Here is an 18,610-nt window from a genome sequence, read left to right on the forward strand (position 1 = left end):
AGAAGGCGGCCGTCACACGCCGTTCTTCACGAACTACCGTCCTCAGTTCTACTTCCGTACGACTGACGTGACCGGCATCGTTTCGCTTCCGGAAGGCACGGAAATGGTTATGCCTGGCGACAACGTTACGGTTGCCGTCGAGCTTATCGTTCCGATCGCAATGGAAGAAAAGCTGCGCTTCGCGATCCGCGAAGGCGGCCGTACCGTCGGCGCCGGCATCGTTGCCTCCATCGTCGAGTAGTCTTCGGATTGTCGAGAATTTGGAAAGGCCCTGGCGGAAACGCTGGGGCCTTTCTCATTGCGCGGGGATGGCAAGTTGCAGCTCGGCCACCACGATCGGGCTCGCGCTCCCTTGCGCTTGCCGGCAAAGCCGTTATCTATCCCCGCGATCTCGTAAGGCGGAGGATATCATGAAAAAGCGCATACTCTTCACCGGCGGCTCGGGCAAGGCTGGACGGCACGCTGTGCCATGGCTGGTGAACGCCGGCTATGAAGTCCATAATGTCGATCTCGTGCCGCTCGACAGCCCAGGCGTCACCAATCTGATCGTCGATATCACCGATGGCGGCCAAGTGTTCAATGCGCTTTCGATGCACCGTGACTTTCCGGATCTTGAGGCGGGCAGGGGCGTGCAGCCCTACCATGCGGTCGTCCATTTCGCCGCTATTCCGCGGATCCTGATCAAGCCTGACAACGAGACGTTCCGCATCAACGCAATGGGCACGTACAACGTGATCGAAGCGGCGGTGAAGCTTGGCATCAGGAAGATTGTCGTCGCCTCCAGTGAGACGACCTATGGCGTGTGCTTCGCCGAGGGGCATCGCGACTTCCACCAGTTTCCGCTGGAAGAAGACTACGACGTCAATCCAATGGACTCCTACGGTTTGTCGAAGGTCGTCAACGAGAAGACTGCGCGGGCTTTTGCCGAGCGTTCGGGCTTCGACATTTACGCGTTGCGAATCGGAAATGTCATAGAACCGCACGAGTATGAGAAGTTTCCGACCTATTTCGCCAATCCAGAAATGAGAAAGCGAATCGCCTGGAGCTATATAGATGCACGGGATCTCGGGCAGATATGCCATCTGTGCATCGAGAAGGATGGCTTGGGTTTCCAGGTGTTCAATGCCTCGAACGACACCGTTTCGGCGAACACGCCGTCACGAGACCTTGCCCGGCGGTTCTTCCCGAATGTGCCGTTCACGCGCGATATCGGCGAGTATGAGAGCTTGCTCTCCAACCGGAAAATTCGCGAGGTGTTGGGTTTCAAGGAGGAACACGACTGGCGCAAATACGTAAACGTCTGATCGGTGCATCGCGGCGAGACGCGGAATTGGAAAAATCGAAAAACGCACTTGCCAATCCTGCGCCGCCGTCTTAAAGGAGCCCCATGCTTGCAGTCATGCTTCGGGGCTCACGGGTCAAAGGGCTGAATGCAAAGCGTGAAGGGGTATAGCTCAGTTGGTAGAGCGGCGGTCTCCAAAACCGCAGGTCGTAAGTTCGAGCCTTACTGCCCCTGCCATCTTCCTTGAATGGACAGCGCGGCTTTTCCGCAGCGTTCCATTCGGGGAGGCGACTATGGCTAATTTCGTTAAGCCTCGGTTTCCCTCTTGTATATTCGGGAATCGGTGTTTATGTAGGGTTCAACAGACACGCGGTGCGTGGGGCTGATATGTTCAGCTTTACGCGCCGTAATTGCGTGGGCAGTCGATGGCATCCAAATCTAATCCGTTTACGTTTCTGCAGCAGGTCCGCACGGAGACGTCGAAAGTTACTTGGCCGTCGCGCCGCGAGACGATGATCTCGACGGTCATGGTGCTTGTCATGGTGGTTTTTGCCGCGCTGTTCTTCTTTGCTGCTGACCAGCTCATAAGCTGGCTTCTGGGCTTTGTGCTCAACGTCGGCAACTGAACGGGTGGAGATATAAGATGGCGGCACGTTGGTATATCGTCCACGCGTATTCGAATTTTGAGAAGAAAGTGGCTGAATCCATAGAGGAGAAGGCCAAGCAGAAGGGACTGCAGCATCTTTTTGAAAAGATTCTCGTTCCGACTGAAAAGGTGGTTGAGGTGCGTCGCGGCCGTAAGGTCGATTCCGAGCGAAAGTTCTTCCCGGGCTACGTTCTCGTTCGTGCCAACCTGACGGATGAAGCCTACCACCTGATCAAGAACACGCCGAAAGTCACGGGATTCCTCGGTTCGGACAATAAGCCCGTTCCGATTCCTGACTACGAGGCAGAGCGCATCCTGGGTCAGGTCCAGGAAGGCGTCGAGCGGCCGAAATCGTCAGTCACGTTCGAGATCGGCGAGCAGGTCCGTGTTTCCGACGGTCCGTTCGCTTCGTTCAATGGCACGGTTCAGGATGTGGACGAAGAGCGTTCGCGCCTGAAGGTGGAAGTGTCGATCTTTGGCCGCGCTACGCCGGTCGAACTGGAATACGCTCAGGTCGAAAAGGTCTGATCGGCCGCGGTGAAAACCGCGAACCGCGTGGAAGGTAAGGGGCCTTAGCCGGACCCCTGGTGCCGCACCACGCAACCGCAGCCGCCGGAGGGATCCGGCATCACTGGCCGGGTAACCGGTCATCAATGAAAGGCAGAGAGATATGGCTAAGAAAGTTGCAGGCCAGCTCAAGCTTCAGGTCAAGGCAGGATCGGCAAACCCGTCCCCGCCAATTGGTCCGGCGCTTGGTCAGCGTGGCGTTAATATTATGGAATTCTGCAAGGCGTTCAACGCCGCTACGCAGGAACTGGAAAAGGGTATGCCGATTCCGGTCGTCATCACCTATTACCAGGACAAGTCTTTCACCTTCATCATGAAGCAGCCGCCGGTCAGCTACTTCATCAAGAAGGAAGCGAAGATCCAGTCCGGCTCCAAGACGCCCGGCAAGGGCGCTGCTGTTGGCAAGCTGACCAAGGCTCAGGTCAAGGCCATCGCAGAAGCCAAGATGAAGGATCTGAACGCGGCGAATATCGAAGGTGCAATGGCGATGATTGAGGGCTCTGCCCGCGCCATGGGCCTGGAAGTGGTAGGTTAAGACCATGGCTGGCAAGCGCACCAAGAAGATCAACGAAGGTGTTGATCCTACAAAGCTCTACGATTTGAACCTTGCTATCGGCATGGTCAAGGAACGGGCTGTCGCCAAGTTCGATGAGACCATCGAAGTTGCAATGAACCTCGGCGTCGATCCGCGTCACGCAGACCAGATGGTCCGCGGCGTGGTCAACCTGCCGAACGGCACGGGCCGCGACGTTCGCGTTGCTGTCTTCGCTCGTGGCGCCAAGGCTGATGAAGCCAAGGCTGCGGGTGCTGACATCGTCGGCGCTGAAGAGTTGGTCGAAATCGTTCAGGGTGGCAAGATCGACTTCGATCGCTGCATCGCAACCCCGGACATGATGCCGCTCGTCGGCCGCCTTGGTAAGGTTCTCGGCCCGCGTGGCATGATGCCGAATCCGAAGGTCGGAACAGTCACGATGGACGTCGCCGGTGCCGTGAAGGCTTCCAAGGGCGGCGCTGTCGAGTTCCGCGTCGAGAAGGCTGGTATCGTCCACGCCGGCATCGGCAAGGCTTCGTTCGACGCCAAGGCTCTTGAAGAAAACATCAAGGCTTTCGCCGACGCTGTTATCAAGGCGAAGCCGGCTGGCGCGAAGGGCAACTACGTCAAGCGCGTAGCGATCTCTTCGACCATGGGCCCGGGCGTCAAGATCGACCCGTCGTCGGTTACGGCCGCTTAAATTTTATTTCCGGACTTCGTCCGGTTCAAAGAATTCCGGCCTCGCAAGGGGCCGGAATATTCCGGAGAAATCCGGAATCCTGTCCGAGATTGCAGGTGGTTTTCCCTTAATCACTTCGCCTGCATGAGACGGGTAAGACCCGAATTGCATGAAGCTGTGCTTCGATGGATTTGGTTCGAGCCTTGGATGCCTTGTGCCTCTTAGCCTTATCTGGCGCGGAGCGCGAGGGGACAGGATCCTCAAGCGTCGCTTGGGATCTATTCTGATCCCAGGAGGCAAAGGCAACCCGGTGGGTCCGTTTTGCGGTCCCGCCAACTGGAGATAGGCAGTGGAAAGAGCGGAAAAACGCGAATTCGTCACGGAACTGAACGAAGTCTTCAAGGCTTCGGGCTCAGTTGTCGTGGCCCACTATGCTGGTGCTACAGTCGCGCAGATGAACGACTTTCGTTCGAAGATGCGCGCTGCTGGCGGCACCGTCAAAGTCGCGAAGAACCGCCTGGCCAAGATCGCCCTTCAGGGTACGGAAGCGGAAGGGATTTCCAATCTCTTCACAGGTCAGACGCTGATTGCATACAGCGTCGATCCGATCACCGCTCCGAAAGTCGTCGTGGATTTCGCCAAGGGCAACGACAAGATCGTTGTACTGGGCGGGGCCATGGGAACAACCACGCTCAACGCTGATGCAGTCAAGTCGCTTGCGACCCTGCCTTCGTTGGACGAACTGCGCGCGAAGCTGCTGGGCATGATCCAGACTCCGGCTACCCGCATCGCAGGCGTTGTTGCAGCACCGGCAAGTCAGCTTGCTCGCGTGTTTTCGGCTTACGCCAAGAAGGACGAAGCCGCATAAGGCGGTTTTTTGCTGTTTATAAACAACCGGTTCGAACCGAACAAAAGGAACTGATATCATGGCTGATCTCGTAAAGATCGTTGAAGACCTCTCCGCGCTGACCGTTCTGGAAGCCGCAGAACTGTCCAAGCTTCTTGAAGAAAAGTGGGGCGTTTCCGCTGCTGCTCCGGTAGCTGTTGCTGCCGCTGCTGGCGGTGGTGCTGCTGCTGTCGTTGAAGAAGAAAAGACCGAGTTCGACGTTATCCTGGTTGACGCTGGCGCCAACAAGATCAACGTCATCAAGGAAGTCCGCGCAATCACCGGCCTGGGCCTCAAGGAAGCCAAGGACCTCGTCGAAGGCGCTCCGAAGGCTGTCAAGGAAGCTGTTTCCAAGGCTGAAGCTGCTGACATCAAGAAGAAGCTTGAAGACGCCGGCGCCAAGGCCGACGTTAAGTAATCTTGAATTGCATTTGGGAGGCAGATTTTCCTGCCTCCCATTTGTCGTTTTCTGGAACGAATTACCCAAAAGCCGCGTGAAACCGGCTCTTGGGTAATGGGTTCTTCAAGAGGATGGTCTCGAACCGAGACGTGTAGGCACTCCGGCCTCGCAGTTTCGGGAAGTGAGACGAGATTGAACTACTCATTGATTGACGGGGTCGACTGGCCATCGGTTCCCGTCCGTTGCAGGCCCGGATGCAATTTTTGAAGGAGCGACGATGGCTCAGACCCTTTCGTTCAACGGTCGTAGGCGCGTACGCAAGTTTTTCGGTAAGATTCCAGAAGTAGCAGAGATGCCGAACCTCATCGAGGTTCAGAAGGCATCGTATGATCAATTCCTGATGGTTGAAGAGCCCAAGGGCGGTCGTCCTGACGAGGGCCTACAGGCCGTCTTCAAGTCCGTTTTCCCGATCACGGATTTCTCCGGCGCTTCGATGCTGGAGTTCGTGTCCTATGAGTTCGAACTGCCGAAGTTCGACGTCGATGAATGCCGGCAGCGCGACCTTACCTATGCCGCGCCGCTAAAGGTTACTCTCCGTCTCATCGTGTTCGATATCGACGAGGATACGGGTGCGAAGTCCATCAAGGACATCAAGGAACAGAGCGTTTACATGGGCGACATGCCGCTCATGACGAACAACGGCACGTTCATCGTGAACGGCACCGAGCGCGTTATCGTGTCCCAGATGCACCGCTCGCCGGGCGTCTTCTTCGACCACGACAAGGGCAAGAGCCATTCTTCCGGCAAGCTGCTCTTTGCAGCGCGCGTCATTCCTTACCGCGGTTCGTGGCTCGACATCGAGTTCGACGCCAAGGACATTGTCTACGCCCGTATCGACCGCCGCCGCAAGTTGCCGGTGACGTCGCTGCTGATGGCGCTGGGCATGGATGGCGAAGAAATCCTGTCGACGTTCTATACGAAGTCGAACTATGCCCGCGACGGCAAGGGTTGGCGTATTCCGTTTACGCCGGAGACCCTGAAGGGTGCGAAGACGATCACCGACATGGTCGACGCCGACACTGGCGAAGTCGTTGTCGAAGGCGGCAAGAAGCTCACCCCACGTCTGCTTCGCACGCTGTCCGACAAGGGCCTCAAGGCCCTCAAGGCGACCGACGAAGACCTGTATGGCAACTTCCTCGCCGAAGACATCGTCAACTACTCGACGGGTGAAATCTACCTTGAGGCAGGCGACGAAATCGATGAGAAGACCCTGCCGATCATCCTGGCCAACGGATTCGACGAAATCCCGGTTCTCGGTATCGACCACATCAACGTCGGTGCCTACATCCGCAACACGTTGAACGCCGACAAGAACGAGAACCGCCAGGACGCTCTGTTCGACATCTACCGCGTCATGCGTCCGGGTGAACCGCCGACCATGGAATCGGCCGAAGCCATGTTCAACTCGCTGTTCTTCGATGCGGAGCGTTACGACCTCTCCGCCGTTGGCCGCGTGAAGATGAACATGCGTCTCGACCTCGACGTCGAAGATACCGTCCGTATCCTGCGCAAGGACGACATCCTGGCTGTGGTCAAGATGCTGGTCGAACTGCGCGACGGCAAGGGCGAGATCGACGATATCGATAACCTTGGCAACCGCCGTGTTCGCTCGGTCGGCGAATTGATGGAAAACCAGTACCGTCTCGGCCTGCTCCGCATGGAACGCGCGATCAAGGAGCGTATGTCCTCGATCGAAATCGACACGGTCATGCCGCAGGATCTGATCAACGCGAAGCCGGCAGCTGCCGCTGTTCGCGAATTCTTCGGCTCCTCGCAGCTCTCGCAGTTCATGGACCAGGTCAACCCGCTCTCGGAAATCACCCACAAGCGCCGCCTATCGGCCCTTGGCCCGGGTGGTCTGACCCGCGAGCGCGCCGGTTTCGAAGTGCGCGACGTTCATCCGACCCACTATGGCCGTATTTGCCCGATCGAGACGCCGGAAGGCCCGAACATCGGTCTGATCAACAGCCTTGCGACCTTCGCACGTGTCAACAAGTACGGCTTCATCGAAAGTCCGTACCGCCGGATCGTTGACGGCAAGGTGACGAGCGACGTTCTTTACCTCTCCGCAATGGAGGAAGCGAAGTACTACGTCGCGCAGGCCAATGCCGAGCTCGACAAGGAAGGCTCCTTCGTCGACGAATTCGTTGTTTGCCGTCATGCCGGTGAAGTTATGCTCGCTCCGCGCGACAGCATGAACCTGATGGACGTCTCGCCGAAGCAGGTTGTTTCGGTTGCCGCCGCTCTCATCCCGTTCCTGGAAAACGACGACGCCAACCGTGCTCTCATGGGCTCGAACATGCAGCGTCAGGCTGTGCCGCTGCTGCGTGCTGAAGCGCCGTTCGTCGGCACCGGCATGGAGCCCGTCGTTGCTCGCGACTCTGGTGCTGCTATCGGCGCCCGCCGCGGTGGCGTGGTCGACCAAGTCGACGCGACGCGTATCGTTATCCGTGCAACGGAAGACCTCGAAGCTGGCAAATCCGGCGTTGATATCTACCGCCTGCAGAAGTTCCAGCGTTCGAACCAGAATACCTGCGTCAACCAGCGCCCGCTGGTTACCGTCGGTGACGTTGTCAACCGCGGCGACATCCTCGCTGACGGTCCGTCGACGGATCTGGGCGATCTCGCACTCGGCCGCAACGCGCTCGTCGCGTTTATGCCGTGGAACGGCTACAACTACGAAGACTCGATTCTGCTCTCCGAGCGCATCGTTGCCGACGACGTGTTCACCTCGATCCACATCGAAGAATTCGAAGTCATGGCGCGTGACACCAAGCTTGGTCCGGAAGAAATCACGCGCGACATTCCGAACGTTTCGGAAGAAGCGCTGAAGAACCTCGACGAAGCCGGCATCGTCTACATCGGGGCCGAGGTTCAGCCGGGCGATATCCTGGTCGGCAAGATCACGCCGAAGGGCGAAAGTCCGATGACGCCGGAAGAAAAGCTTCTGCGCGCCATCTTCGGTGAAAAGGCATCCGACGTCCGCGATACGTCCATGCGTATGCCTCCGGGCACCTACGGAACGATTGTCGAAGTACGCGTCTTCAACCGCCACGGCGTTGAAAAAGACGAGCGCGCGATGGCCATCGAGCGCGAAGAGATCGAGCGTCTTGCAAAGGACCGCGACGACGAGCAGGCGATCCTCGACCGTAACGTCTACGGCCGTTTGGTTGACATGCTCCGCGGTCAGGTCGCTATTGCAGGCCCGAAGGGCTTCAAGAAGGGCACCGAGCTGGCGAACGCCGTCGTCTCCGAATATCCCCGCTCGCAGTGGTGGATGTTCGCGGTCGAAGACGAAAAGGTCCAGAGCGAACTCGAGGCTCTGCGCGGGCAGTACGATGAGTCCAAGTCGCGCCTTGAACAGCGCTTCATGGATAAGGTTGAAAAGGTCCAGCGCGGCGACGAAATGCCTCCAGGCGTCATGAAGATGGTCAAGGTCTTCGTTGCTGTGAAGCGCAAGATCCAGCCGGGCGACAAGATGGCTGGCCGTCACGGCAACAAGGGTGTCGTATCGCGTATCGTGCCGGTCGAAGACATGCCGTTCCTGGAAGATGGTACGCACGTCGACGTCGTTCTGAACCCGCTGGGCGTGCCTTCGCGCATGAACGTCGGTCAGATTCTCGAAACGCACCTTGGCTGGGCTTGTGCCGGCATGGGTCGCCAGATCGGTGAACTGATCGAAGCGTACAAGGCCAACGGCAACATCGAGCCGCTTCGCAAGACGATCGGCGACGTGGTTGGCGACGGTCCGAAGGCCGAGCAGGTCAAGGACTTCGATGACGACTCGGTCCTGCGTCTGGCAGACCAGTGGAAGCGTGGTGTCTCAATTGCAACGCCGGTCTTCGACGGTGCGCACGAAGGTGACGTCAACGACATGCTGGCTCTTGCTGGTCTCAAGGAGAGCGGTCAGTCGACACTGTACGACGGCCGTACCGGCGAGCAGTTCGACCGCCAGGTCACGGTTGGCTACATCTACATGCTGAAGCTGAACCACCTGGTCGACGACAAGATCCACGCCCGTTCGATCGGTCCTTACTCGCTCGTTACCCAGCAGCCGCTGGGCGGCAAGGCGCAGTTCGGCGGTCAGCGCTTCGGTGAAATGGAAGTCTGGGCTCTGGAAGCATATGGTGCAGCCTACACGCTGCAGGAAATGCTGACGGTGAAGTCGGACGACGTCGCCGGCCGCACCAAGGTCTACGAAGCCATCGTCCGTGGCGACGATACGTTCGAAGCCGGTATTCCGGAAAGCTTCAACGTTCTCGTCAAGGAAATGCGCTCGCTGGGTCTCTCCGTCGAGCTCGAGAACTCGAAGCTCGATGAGCAGCAGGCAGGCCAGCTGCCGGATGCTGCCGAGTAACCATTGATAGGGTGTGCGCTGTCCTGCAGCGCACACCGTTCCCGCTCGGGCCCCGTATCGTGTCGGCCGGGCAGGGACGATTTCGCCGCATTTTGCGGTTATTGTCGTTTTTTGCTATGGCGCGGCGCCCGGGAATTGCCGCCGACCATCGCAGTTTGAGGGCGCTACGCCCATGAAGGAGACAGGCATGAACCAAGAGGTCATGAATCTTTTCAATCCGCAGGTGCCTGCGCAGAATTTCGATTCCATCCGGATTTCGATTGCGTCTCCGGAGAAGATTCTCTCCTGGTCTTATGGTGAGATCAAGAAGCCGGAAACGATCAACTATCGTACGTTCAAGCCGGAACGCGATGGTCTTTTCTGTGCGCGCATCTTTGGCCCTATCAAGGACTACGAGTGCCTGTGCGGCAAGTACAAGCGCATGAAGTACAAGGGCATCATTTGCGAAAAGTGCGGCGTCGAAGTTACGCTGTCGCGCGTTCGCCGTGAGCGCATGGGCCACATCGAGCTTGCAGCGCCCGTTGCCCACATCTGGTTCCTGAAGTCGCTGCCGAGCCGCATCTCGACGCTGCTCGACATGACCCTGAAGGATGTGGAGCGCGTTCTCTACTTCGAAAACTACATTGTCACCGAGCCGGGCCTGACGGCCCTCAAGGAGCACCAGCTCCTCTCGGAAGAAGAGTACATGCTGGCCGTCGACGAATACGGCGAAGACCAGTTCACGGCTATGATCGGTGCTGAAGCCATCTACGAGATGCTGGCCTCGATGAACCTTGAGAAGATCGCTGGCGACCTCCGCTCCGATCTCGCTGACACCACGTCGGATCTCAAGCAGAAGAAGCTGATGAAGCGCCTGAAGATCGTCGAGAACTTCATGGAATCCGGCAACCGGCCGGAGTGGATGATCATGAAGGTCGTTCCGGTGATTCCGCCGGATCTGCGTCCGCTTGTTCCGCTCGACGGCGGTCGTTTCGCGACGTCCGACCTTAACGATCTCTATCGCCGCGTCATCAACCGCAACAACCGTCTGAAGCGTCTGATCGAGCTTCGAGCGCCGGGTATCATCATCCGCAACGAGAAGCGCATGCTGCAGGAATCCGTGGACGCGCTGTTCGACAACGGCCGCCGTGGCCGCGTCATCACCGGTGCCAACAAGCGTCCGCTGAAGTCGCTGTCCGACATGCTCAAGGGCAAGCAGGGCCGCTTCCGTCAGAACCTGCTCGGCAAGCGCGTCGACTATTCCGGCCGTTCGGTCATCGTCACCGGCCCGGAACTCAAGCTTCACCAGTGCGGTCTTCCGAAGAAGATGGCGCTCGAGCTTTTCAAGCCATTCATCTACGCCCGCCTCGACGCCAAGGGTTATTCCTCGACCGTCAAGCAGGCGAAGAAGCTGGTAGAAAAGGAAAAGCCGGAAGTTTGGGATATCCTCGACGAGGTCATCCGGGAGCATCCGGTTCTCTTGAACCGCGCGCCGACGTTGCACCGCCTGGGCATCCAGGCCTTCGAACCTACCCTGGTCGAAGGCAAGGCCATCCAGTTGCATCCGCTCGTCTGCACGGCCTTCAACGCCGACTTCGACGGTGACCAGATGGCCGTTCACGTGCCGCTGTCGCTCGAAGCCCAGCTCGAAGCTCGCGTTCTGATGATGTCGACGAACAACATCCTTCACCCTGCAAACGGTGCGCCGATCATCGTTCCGTCGCAGGACATGGTTCTCGGCCTCTATTACCTCTCGATCATGAACCAGAACGAGCCGGGCGAAGGCATGGCTTTCTCCGACCTCGGCGAACTTCATCATGCGCTCGAAACCAAGGTCGTAACGCTGCACACCAAGATTCGCGGCCGCTTCAAGTCGATCGACGAGGATGGTAAGCCATACTCGAAGATCTATGAAACGACGCCTGGCCGTCTGCTCATTGGCGAACTTCTGCCGAAGAACGGCAAGGTTACCTTCGATATCTGCAACCAGGAAATGACCAAGAAGAACATCTCCAAGATGATCGACGCCGTCTATCGCCATTGCGGCCAGAAGGACACGGTCATTTTCTGCGACCGCATCATGCAGCTCGGCTTCGGCCATGCTTGCCGCGCCGGCATTTCGTTCGGCAAGGACGACATGGTCATTCCGGAAACCAAGGCGAAGATCGTCGGTGACACCGAAAATCTGGTCAAGGAATACGAACAGCAGTACAATGACGGCCTGATCACTCAGGGCGAAAAGTACAACAAGGTCGTCGACGCTTGGGGCAAGGCCACCGAGAAGGTCGCCGAAGACATGATGGCCCGCATCAAGGCCGTCGAATTCGACAAGACCACCGGTCGTCAGAAGCCCATGAACGCCATCTACATGATGTCGCACTCCGGCGCCCGTGGTTCTCCGAACCAGATGCGTCAGCTGGGCGGCATGCGCGGCCTCATGGCCAAGCCGTCGGGCGAAATCATTGAAACGCCGATCACGTCGAACTTCAAGGAAGGCCTGACCGTCAACGAGTACTTCAACTCGACGCACGGTGCCCGTAAGGGTCTGGCAGACACCGCCCTGAAGACGGCAAACTCCGGTTACCTGACACGCCGTCTCGTTGATGTCGCGCAGGATTGCATCGTCAACTCGGTCGATTGCGGCACCGATACCGGCCTCACCATGACCGCCATCGTTGATGCTGGTCAGGTCGTTGCATCCATCGGCGTCCGTATCCTCGGTCGTACTGCGCTCGACGATATCGACCATCCGGTCACCGGCGAGCGAATCGTCGATGCCGGCAAGATGATCCTCGAGCCTGACGTCATCGAAATCGAAAAGGCGGGTATCCAGTCGATCCGTATTCGCTCTGCGCTGACCTGCGAAATCCAGACCGGCGTTTGCGCCGTCTGCTACGGCCGCGACCTTGCTCGCGGTACGCCGGTCAACATGGGCGAAGCTGTAGGCGTCATCGCCGCACAGTCGATCGGTGAACCTGGCACCCAGCTCACCATGCGTACCTTCCACTTGGGCGGTACGGCAACGGTGGTCGACCAGTCGTTCCTCGAAGCGTCGTACGAAGGGACGGTGCAGATGAAGAACCGTAATATGTTGCGCAACTCGGACGGCGTTCTCGTCGCCATGGGTCGCAACATGACTGTCCAGATCCTGGACGAACGCGGCGTGGAGCGCTCCTCGCAGCGCGTTGCTTACGGTTCGAAGTTGCACGTCGACGAAGGCGACAAGGTCAAGCGCGGTCAGCGTCTGGCAGAGTGGGACCCCTACACCCGTCCGATGATGACGGAAGTGGCCGGTACGGTTCAGTTCGAAGACGTTGTCGATGGTCTCTCCGTTCTCGAGGCGACCGACGAATCCACGGGCATCACCAAGCGTCAGGTCATCGATTGGCGTTCGACCCCGCGCGGTTCGGACCTCAAGCCGGCAATCGTCATCAAGGATGCCAGCGGCAACGTCATGAAGCTGCCGCGCGGTGCGGATGCACGCTTCCAGCTGTCGGTCGACGCAATCCTGTCGGTCGAGCCGGGTCAGAAGGTTTCCCAGGGTGACGTGCTTGCACGTTCCCCGCTGGAAAGCGCCAAGACCAAGGACATCACAGGTGGTCTGCCGCGTGTTGCCGAACTGTTCGAAGCTCGTCGTCCGAAGGACCATGCCATCATCGCTGAGATCGATGGTACGATCCGCCTCGGCCGCGACTACAAGAACAAGCGTCGGGTCATCATCGAACCGGCGGAAGACGGTGTCGAGCCTGTCGAATACCTGATCCCGAAGGGCAAGCCTTTCCACCTTCAGGAAGGCGACTACATCGAAAAGGGTGACTACATCCTCGACGGTAACCCGGCTCCGCACGACATCCTGGCGATCAAGGGCGTGGAGGCTCTGGCTTCCTATCTCGTGAATGAAATTCAGGAAGTCTACCGCTTGCAGGGCGTTGTCATCAACGACAAGCACATCGAAGTAATTGTCCGTCAGATGCTGCAGAAGGTGGAAATTACCGATGCAGGCGACTCGACCTATATTGTCGGCGACAATGTCGACCGTATCGAGCTCGAAGACGTCAACGACGGCCTGATCGAACAGGGCAAGAAGCCTGCTTACGGCGATCCGGTTCTGCTCGGCATCACCAAGGCATCGCTGCAGACGCCGTCCTTCATCTCCGCCGCTTCCTTCCAGGAAACGACGAAGGTTCTGACGGAAGCTGCGATCGCCGGCAAGACCGACGGCCTGCAGGGTCTGAAGGAAAACGTCATCGTTGGCCGTCTGATCCCGGCCGGTACCGGTGGCACCATGACACAGATCCGCCGTATCGCCACATCTCGCGACGAGATGATCCTGGAAGAGCGCCGCAAGGGCACGGGTGCAGATGTTGCAACCCCGATGCTCCAGGACCTCGCAAGCGAAAGCGCGCCGGCTGCCGAATAGTCGGTAGCCCCGGCCGCCGAGCAATCGGTGTCCAACGAATTGAAAACCGCCCGGAGCGATCCGGGCGGTTTTTCGTTGGTGGGTGGTGGATGGGGTGGAGCAACGAGGCTGAGGGCCAGCGGGAGCCTTCAGCCGATCAAGTGCAGGGAATGCTCCATGCCATAGCCGAGAGTCGCTCTCGCCTCTGCAATGCTTATCCAGAAGAGGCGCAACAAAATGGGCTCGCCGCCGTCAAATGGCGTCAGTTCCTGGTGGAGCCAGGTGGCGGGCTGCTCGCCGTCGAGAACGACATGGAAATAGTGTCGTCGGTGGCAGTTACTTCTGCCGCCCTTTGAAAATCGGTAGTCATGAATGGAAAGCGCGGTGAGGGCGGTTGGCGACGTCAGTCCCGTCTCCTCGTGGAATTCACGGCTGGCGGCCGCCACCACATCCTCGCCAGCTTCGACAGTGCCACCCGGGACCTGCCGCCGGACTTCGGGGAAGTCGGGCTCGTCGAAAATAAGAAGCCGGCCGCGCCAGGTCGCATAGATCAGTACCTTCGTCGCATCCGGCTTCATCGATGGGCTCAGCTGAATCGGATGATTGCAACTTCGCCTTCAACGGCGCCCTGATAGGCGGACGCGTGCGGCTCCTCCTCCGGGATCTCCGTCAGCATGCCGATCTGATCGAGATCGGCTTCGATGAAACCTTCTTCGGCGAGCGCGTTGAGTGCCTCGCGGACGGCGCTGTCGTCATCGGCCGCCTTCAGCATAATATGGAGGTCGACACCCTCGCTGGCATCGGACTCGTATCCCTTGCCGATGATGATGAAGACCATCGGACCTTCGGTGTTGTTGTCGTTGTCTGGGTTAGTAATCATTCTCTGTCCTTCGATTCGAAACTTGAATCTGTTTTAAGGCGCTTGGCGTGCATTTTTTGATTCCTTAGCTGCTTTCGCTGCAATGCCCAAGTTTATCTTGGCCGGACCTGGTGAATTTGTCTAAAAGCCTCAAAAGAGGGCCGAAAGGCCGCGTTTCAAGGCGTTCCCGCGAAGATTATTTCTTAACAGCCTTGACGAGACGACGGGAAACCAGTAGTACCCGCGCCATCGGAACCCATGTGAGGCATGGCCATCCGGGGCGACACGCTCTGGAGATCACCTCAAACAAGGTTCGAAACGCACGTTGAAGATATGTTGCCTGCACGCATGACGCATTTCTTTTGCGTCCTCTGCTCTCTGTGGTCCATCTGTGAAAACGGATCGGGCCACGTTTTGCGCATTGATACAAGCGTGTGATCTTGCCGGAGACGGCGCGAGTTACGCCCGCAAGGGTCTGAGATATAAACGTAAGGGATGGTTGAATGCCTACCGTAAACCAGCTGATCCGCAAGCCGCGCCAGCCGAACGTAAAGCGTAACAAGGTTCCTGCTCTGCAGGAAAACCCGCAGAAGCGTGGTGTTTGCACCCGCGTCTACACCACGACGCCGAAGAAGCCGAACTCGGCTCTGCGTAAGGTCGCGAAGATCCGCCTGACCAATGGCTTTGAAGTCATCGGTTACATTCCTGGCGAAGGTCACAACCTCCAGGAACACTCCGTTGTCATGATCCGTGGCGGCCGCGTGAAGGACCTTCCGGGTGTCCGTTACCACATCATCCGCGGCGTTCTCGATACCCAGGGTGTCAAGAACCGCAAGCAGCGCCGCTCCAAGTATGGTGCGAAGCGTCCGAAGTAATTCGGGTTTTAGAAATCCGGCGCTGCGTGAGGTCCTCCGCGTGATAAAGCGCCTTAACGGTTAAGAGACGAGAAGTATGTCCAGACGTCACAGAGCAGAAAAGCGCGAGATCAACCCGGACCCGAAGTTCGGCGATCTGATCGTCACGAAGTTCATGAATGCCATCATGCTTGATGGCAAGAAGTCCGTAGCTGAGAGCATCGTCTACGGTGCGTTCGACTCCGTACAGGGCAAGTCCAAGCAGGAGCCGCTCATCGTGTTCCATGCTGCGCTTGACAACATTGCCCCGCACGTTGAAGTCCGTTCGCGCCGCGTTGGTGGTGCGACGTACCAGGTTCCGGTCGACGTTCGTCCGGAGCGCCGTCAGGCTCTCGCTATTCGCTGGCTGATCGCTGCTGCCCGCAAGCGTAACGAAACGACCATGGTCGATCGCCTTTCCGGCGAGCTTCTCGATGCATCCAACAACCGCGGTAGCGCCGTCAAGAAGCGCGAAGACACGCACAAGATGGCTGATGCCAACCGTGCGTTCTCTCACTATCGCTGGTAATTCCGAACGGTATCGAAAGGCAGTCCATTATGGCTCGCGAATATAAAATCGAAGACTACCGCAATTTCGGTATCATGGCGCACATTGACGCCGGCAAGACGACGACGACCGAGCGTATCCTTTACTACACCGGCAAGTCGCACAAGATCGGCGAAGTGCACGATGGCGCGGCCACGATGGACTGGATGGAGCAGGAGCAGGAGCGTGGTATCACGATCACCTCCGCTGCCACGACGACCTACTGGAAGGGTCGTGATGGCAAGATGCGTCGCTTCAACATCATCGACACACCCGGCCACGTCGACTTCACGATCGAAGTCGAACGTTCGCTTCGCGTTCTCGACGGTGCGATTGCTCTTCTCGATGCCAACGCTGGTGTAGAGCCGCAGACGGAGACCGTCTGGCGTCAGGCGGAGAAGTACAACGTTCCACGCATGATCTTCTGCAACAAGATGGACAAGACCGGCGCGGACTTCTACCGCTCTGTCGAGATGATCAAGACCCGTCTCGGCGCAACGGCTGTCGTCATGCAGCTCCCGATCGGCGCGGAAACCGAGTTCAAGGGCGTCATCGATCTGATCGAGATGAACGCTCTCGTCTGGCGCGATGAATCGCTCGGCGCCCAGTGGGACGTCGTTGAAATTCCGGACGACATGAAGGCCAAGGCTGAAGAATATCGCGAAAAGCTGATCGAGACTGTTGTCGAGATCGACGAAGCCGCGACCGAAGCCTACCTCGAAGGCATTCTGCCTGACAACGATCAGATCCGTGCGCTTGTTCGCCGCGGCACGATCGACGTGAAGTTCCACCCGATGTTCTGCGGCACGGCCTTCAAGAACAAGGGCGTTCAGCCGCTTCTCGACGCGGTTGTCGACTATCTGCCGTCGCCGCTTGACATTCCAGCGATCAAGGGGATCGACTTCAAGACCGAAGCCGAGATCGAGCGTCATGCAGACGACAGCGAGCCGTTGTCCATGCTGGCCTTCAAGATCATGAACGACCCCTTCGTCGGTTCGCTCACGTTCGCTCGTATCTACTCCGGCAAGCTCGAAAAGGGCGCATCGGTCATCAACACGGTCAAGGATAAGCGCGAGCGCGTCGGCCGTATGCTACAGATGCACTCCAACTCGCGTGAAGACATCGAAGAAGCCTTCGCAGGCGACATCGTTGCTCTCGCAGGCCTTAAGGAAACGACCACTGGCGATACGCTCTGCGATCCGCTGAAGCCCGTTATTCTTGAGCGCATGGAATTCCCCGAGCCGGTCATCCAGATCGCGATCGAGCCGAAGACCAAGGGCGACCAGGAAAAGATGGGCCTCGCCCTCAACCGTCTGGCTGCCGAAGACCCGTCCTTCCGCGTAAAGACTGACCAGGAATCTGGCCAGACGATCATCGCAGGCATGGGCGAGCTTCACCTCGACATCATCGTCGACCGCATGCGTCGCGAATTCAAGGTCGAAGCAACCGTCGGTGCTCCGCAGGTTGCCTATCGCGAAACGATCACGCGTCAGCACGAAGAAGACTACACACACAAGAAGCAGTCCGGTGGTACCGGTCAGTTTGCTCGGGTCAAGATCGTTTTCGAACCCAACCCCGATGGCGAGGATTTCAAGTTCGAATCCAAGATCGTCGGCGGGTCTGTTCCGAAGGAATACATTCCTGGCGTTCAGAAGGGCATCGAGAGCGTTCTGTCTTCCGGCCCGCTGGCTGGCTTCCCGATGCTGGGCGTCAAGGCGACGCTCATCGACGGTGCCTTCCACGACGTCGACTCGTCGGTTCTTGCGTTCGAAATCGCCTCGCGTGCTTGCTTCCGTGAAGCAGCCAAGAAGGCCGGCGCTCAGCTCCTGGAGCCGATGATGAAGGTCGAAGTCGTGACGCCAGAAGATTACGTCGGCGACGTCATCGGCGACCTGAACTCTCGTCGTGGCCAGATCCAGGGCCAGGAAAGCCGCGGTATCGCCGTTGTCATCAACGCGAACGTCCCGCTGGCGAACATGTTCAAGTACGTCGACAACCTGCGCTCCATGTCGCAGGGCCGCGCTCAGTACACGATGACCTTCGATCATTACGCGCCGGTTCCGTCGAACGTCGCAACCGAGATCCAGGCAAAGTATTCCGGTCAGAAGTGACCGGAATACCAATTGACCGATAACAAGAATTAGCTCCCCTCGGGGACTAGCAAGAATGGAGAGCCGAAATGGCAAAGAGTAAGTTTGAGCGCAACAAGCCGCACGTTAACATCGGCACGATCGGCCACGTTGACCACGGCAAGACGTCTCTGACGGCAGCGATCACGAAGTATTTCGGCGAGTACAAGGCGTACGACCAGATCGACGCTGCTCCGGAAGAAAAGGCTCGCGGCATCACCATTTCGACGGCCCACGTCGAATACGAGACCCCGAACCGTCACTATGCCCACGTTGACTGCCCCGGCCACGCCGACTACGTCAAGAACATGATCACGGGTGCCGCGCAGATGGACGGCGCGATCCTGGTTTGCTCTGCCGCTGACGGCCCGATGCCGCAGTCGCGCGAGCACATC

At 58.3% G+C, this 18,610-nt stretch carries 16 protein-coding genes and 1 tRNA gene; 15 read left to right on the forward strand and 2 right to left on the reverse strand.

Annotated features, from left to right (window positions below):
- The 11 genes from AC1D2R_RS31390 to rpoC all read left to right on the forward strand — a co-directional run.
- A partial coding sequence (locus tag AC1D2R_RS31390; RefSeq protein ID WP_477971867.1) for an EF-Tu C-terminal domain-related protein occupies window positions 1–241 on the forward strand: 241 nt, incomplete at its 5' end.
- A 169-nt stretch (window positions 242–410) separates the two neighbouring features.
- Window positions 411–1,304, forward strand: a complete 894-nt coding sequence (locus AC1D2R_RS31395; protein ID WP_477973662.1) for an NAD-dependent epimerase/dehydratase family protein — start codon at window positions 411–413, stop codon at window positions 1,302–1,304.
- Between the two features lie 139 nt (window positions 1,305–1,443).
- Window positions 1,444–1,519, forward strand: a tRNA-Trp gene (locus AC1D2R_RS31400).
- Between the two features lie 188 nt (window positions 1,520–1,707).
- Entirely contained in the window at window positions 1,708–1,908 is a 201-nt protein-coding gene (gene secE, locus AC1D2R_RS31405) for a preprotein translocase subunit SecE (RefSeq protein WP_477973664.1), read from the forward strand.
- Between the two features lie 17 nt (window positions 1,909–1,925).
- Window positions 1,926–2,456 (forward strand): transcription termination/antitermination protein NusG, encoded by a 531-nt coding sequence (nusG, locus tag AC1D2R_RS31410; RefSeq protein ID WP_037068790.1) that lies wholly within the window; start codon window positions 1,926–1,928, stop codon window positions 2,454–2,456.
- A gap of 142 nt (window positions 2,457–2,598) precedes the next feature.
- A complete protein-coding gene (gene rplK / locus AC1D2R_RS31415; RefSeq protein ID WP_057467169.1) occupies window positions 2,599–3,030 on the forward strand; it encodes a 50S ribosomal protein L11 in 432 nt (143 codons plus the stop codon).
- Window positions 3,031–3,034: 4 nt separating this feature from the next.
- A complete protein-coding gene (gene rplA / locus AC1D2R_RS31420; RefSeq protein ID WP_477973667.1) occupies window positions 3,035–3,727 on the forward strand; it encodes a 50S ribosomal protein L1 in 693 nt (230 codons plus the stop codon).
- A 328-nt stretch (window positions 3,728–4,055) separates the two neighbouring features.
- Window positions 4,056–4,574, forward strand: a complete 519-nt coding sequence (rplJ, locus tag AC1D2R_RS31425) for a 50S ribosomal protein L10 (protein WP_477973669.1) — start codon at window positions 4,056–4,058, stop codon at window positions 4,572–4,574.
- Between the two features lie 58 nt (window positions 4,575–4,632).
- The gene (gene rplL / locus AC1D2R_RS31430; RefSeq protein ID WP_477973671.1) at window positions 4,633–5,010 is read left to right on the forward strand and encodes a 50S ribosomal protein L7/L12; all 378 of its coding nucleotides are present in this window, start codon (window positions 4,633–4,635) and stop codon (window positions 5,008–5,010) included.
- Between the two features lie 259 nt (window positions 5,011–5,269).
- On the forward strand, window positions 5,270–9,409 hold the full coding sequence (rpoB, locus tag AC1D2R_RS31435) for a DNA-directed RNA polymerase subunit beta (RefSeq protein WP_477973673.1): 4,140 nt from the start codon (window positions 5,270–5,272) through the stop codon (window positions 9,407–9,409).
- Window positions 9,410–9,596: 187 nt separating this feature from the next.
- Window positions 9,597–13,808: a DNA-directed RNA polymerase subunit beta' gene (rpoC, locus tag AC1D2R_RS31440; RefSeq protein ID WP_477973675.1), complete on the forward strand. Its 4,212-nt coding sequence runs from the start codon at window positions 9,597–9,599 to the stop codon at window positions 13,806–13,808.
- 128 nt (window positions 13,809–13,936) lie between these two features.
- Here the strand turns inward: rpoC and AC1D2R_RS31445 are convergent, their stop codons facing one another.
- Together AC1D2R_RS31445 and AC1D2R_RS31450 are read right to left on the reverse strand one after the other, a co-directional pair.
- On the reverse strand, window positions 13,937–14,365 hold the full coding sequence (locus tag AC1D2R_RS31445; RefSeq protein ID WP_477973677.1) for an NUDIX hydrolase: 429 nt from the start codon (window positions 14,363–14,365) through the stop codon (window positions 13,937–13,939).
- An 8-nt stretch (window positions 14,366–14,373) separates the two neighbouring features.
- A complete protein-coding gene (locus AC1D2R_RS31450; RefSeq protein WP_477973679.1) occupies window positions 14,374–14,667 on the reverse strand; it encodes a transcriptional regulator in 294 nt (97 codons plus the stop codon).
- Window positions 14,668–15,149: 482 nt separating this feature from the next.
- Between AC1D2R_RS31450 and rpsL the strand changes: the two genes are divergently transcribed.
- The 4 genes from rpsL to AC1D2R_RS31470 all read left to right on the forward strand — a co-directional run.
- Complete coding sequence (rpsL, locus tag AC1D2R_RS31455; protein WP_018902683.1) at window positions 15,150–15,521, forward strand: 30S ribosomal protein S12; 372 nt, start codon at window positions 15,150–15,152, stop codon at window positions 15,519–15,521.
- A 76-nt stretch (window positions 15,522–15,597) separates the two neighbouring features.
- Window positions 15,598–16,068, forward strand: coding sequence for a 30S ribosomal protein S7 (rpsG, locus tag AC1D2R_RS31460; protein ID WP_037068782.1), 471 nt, complete (start codon window positions 15,598–15,600; stop codon window positions 16,066–16,068).
- 29 nt (window positions 16,069–16,097) lie between these two features.
- Window positions 16,098–18,197 carry an elongation factor G gene (fusA, locus tag AC1D2R_RS31465; RefSeq protein ID WP_477973681.1) on the forward strand — a complete coding sequence of 700 codons (2,100 nt, stop codon included), beginning with the start codon at window positions 16,098–16,100 and terminating at the stop codon, window positions 18,195–18,197.
- A 68-nt stretch (window positions 18,198–18,265) separates the two neighbouring features.
- Window positions 18,266–18,610, forward strand: a 345-nt coding sequence (locus AC1D2R_RS31470) for a GTP-binding protein (RefSeq protein WP_477973683.1), incomplete at its 3' end; no start/stop codon positions are given.

This window comes from Rhizobium sp. P1_C7, from assembly GCF_056406295.1.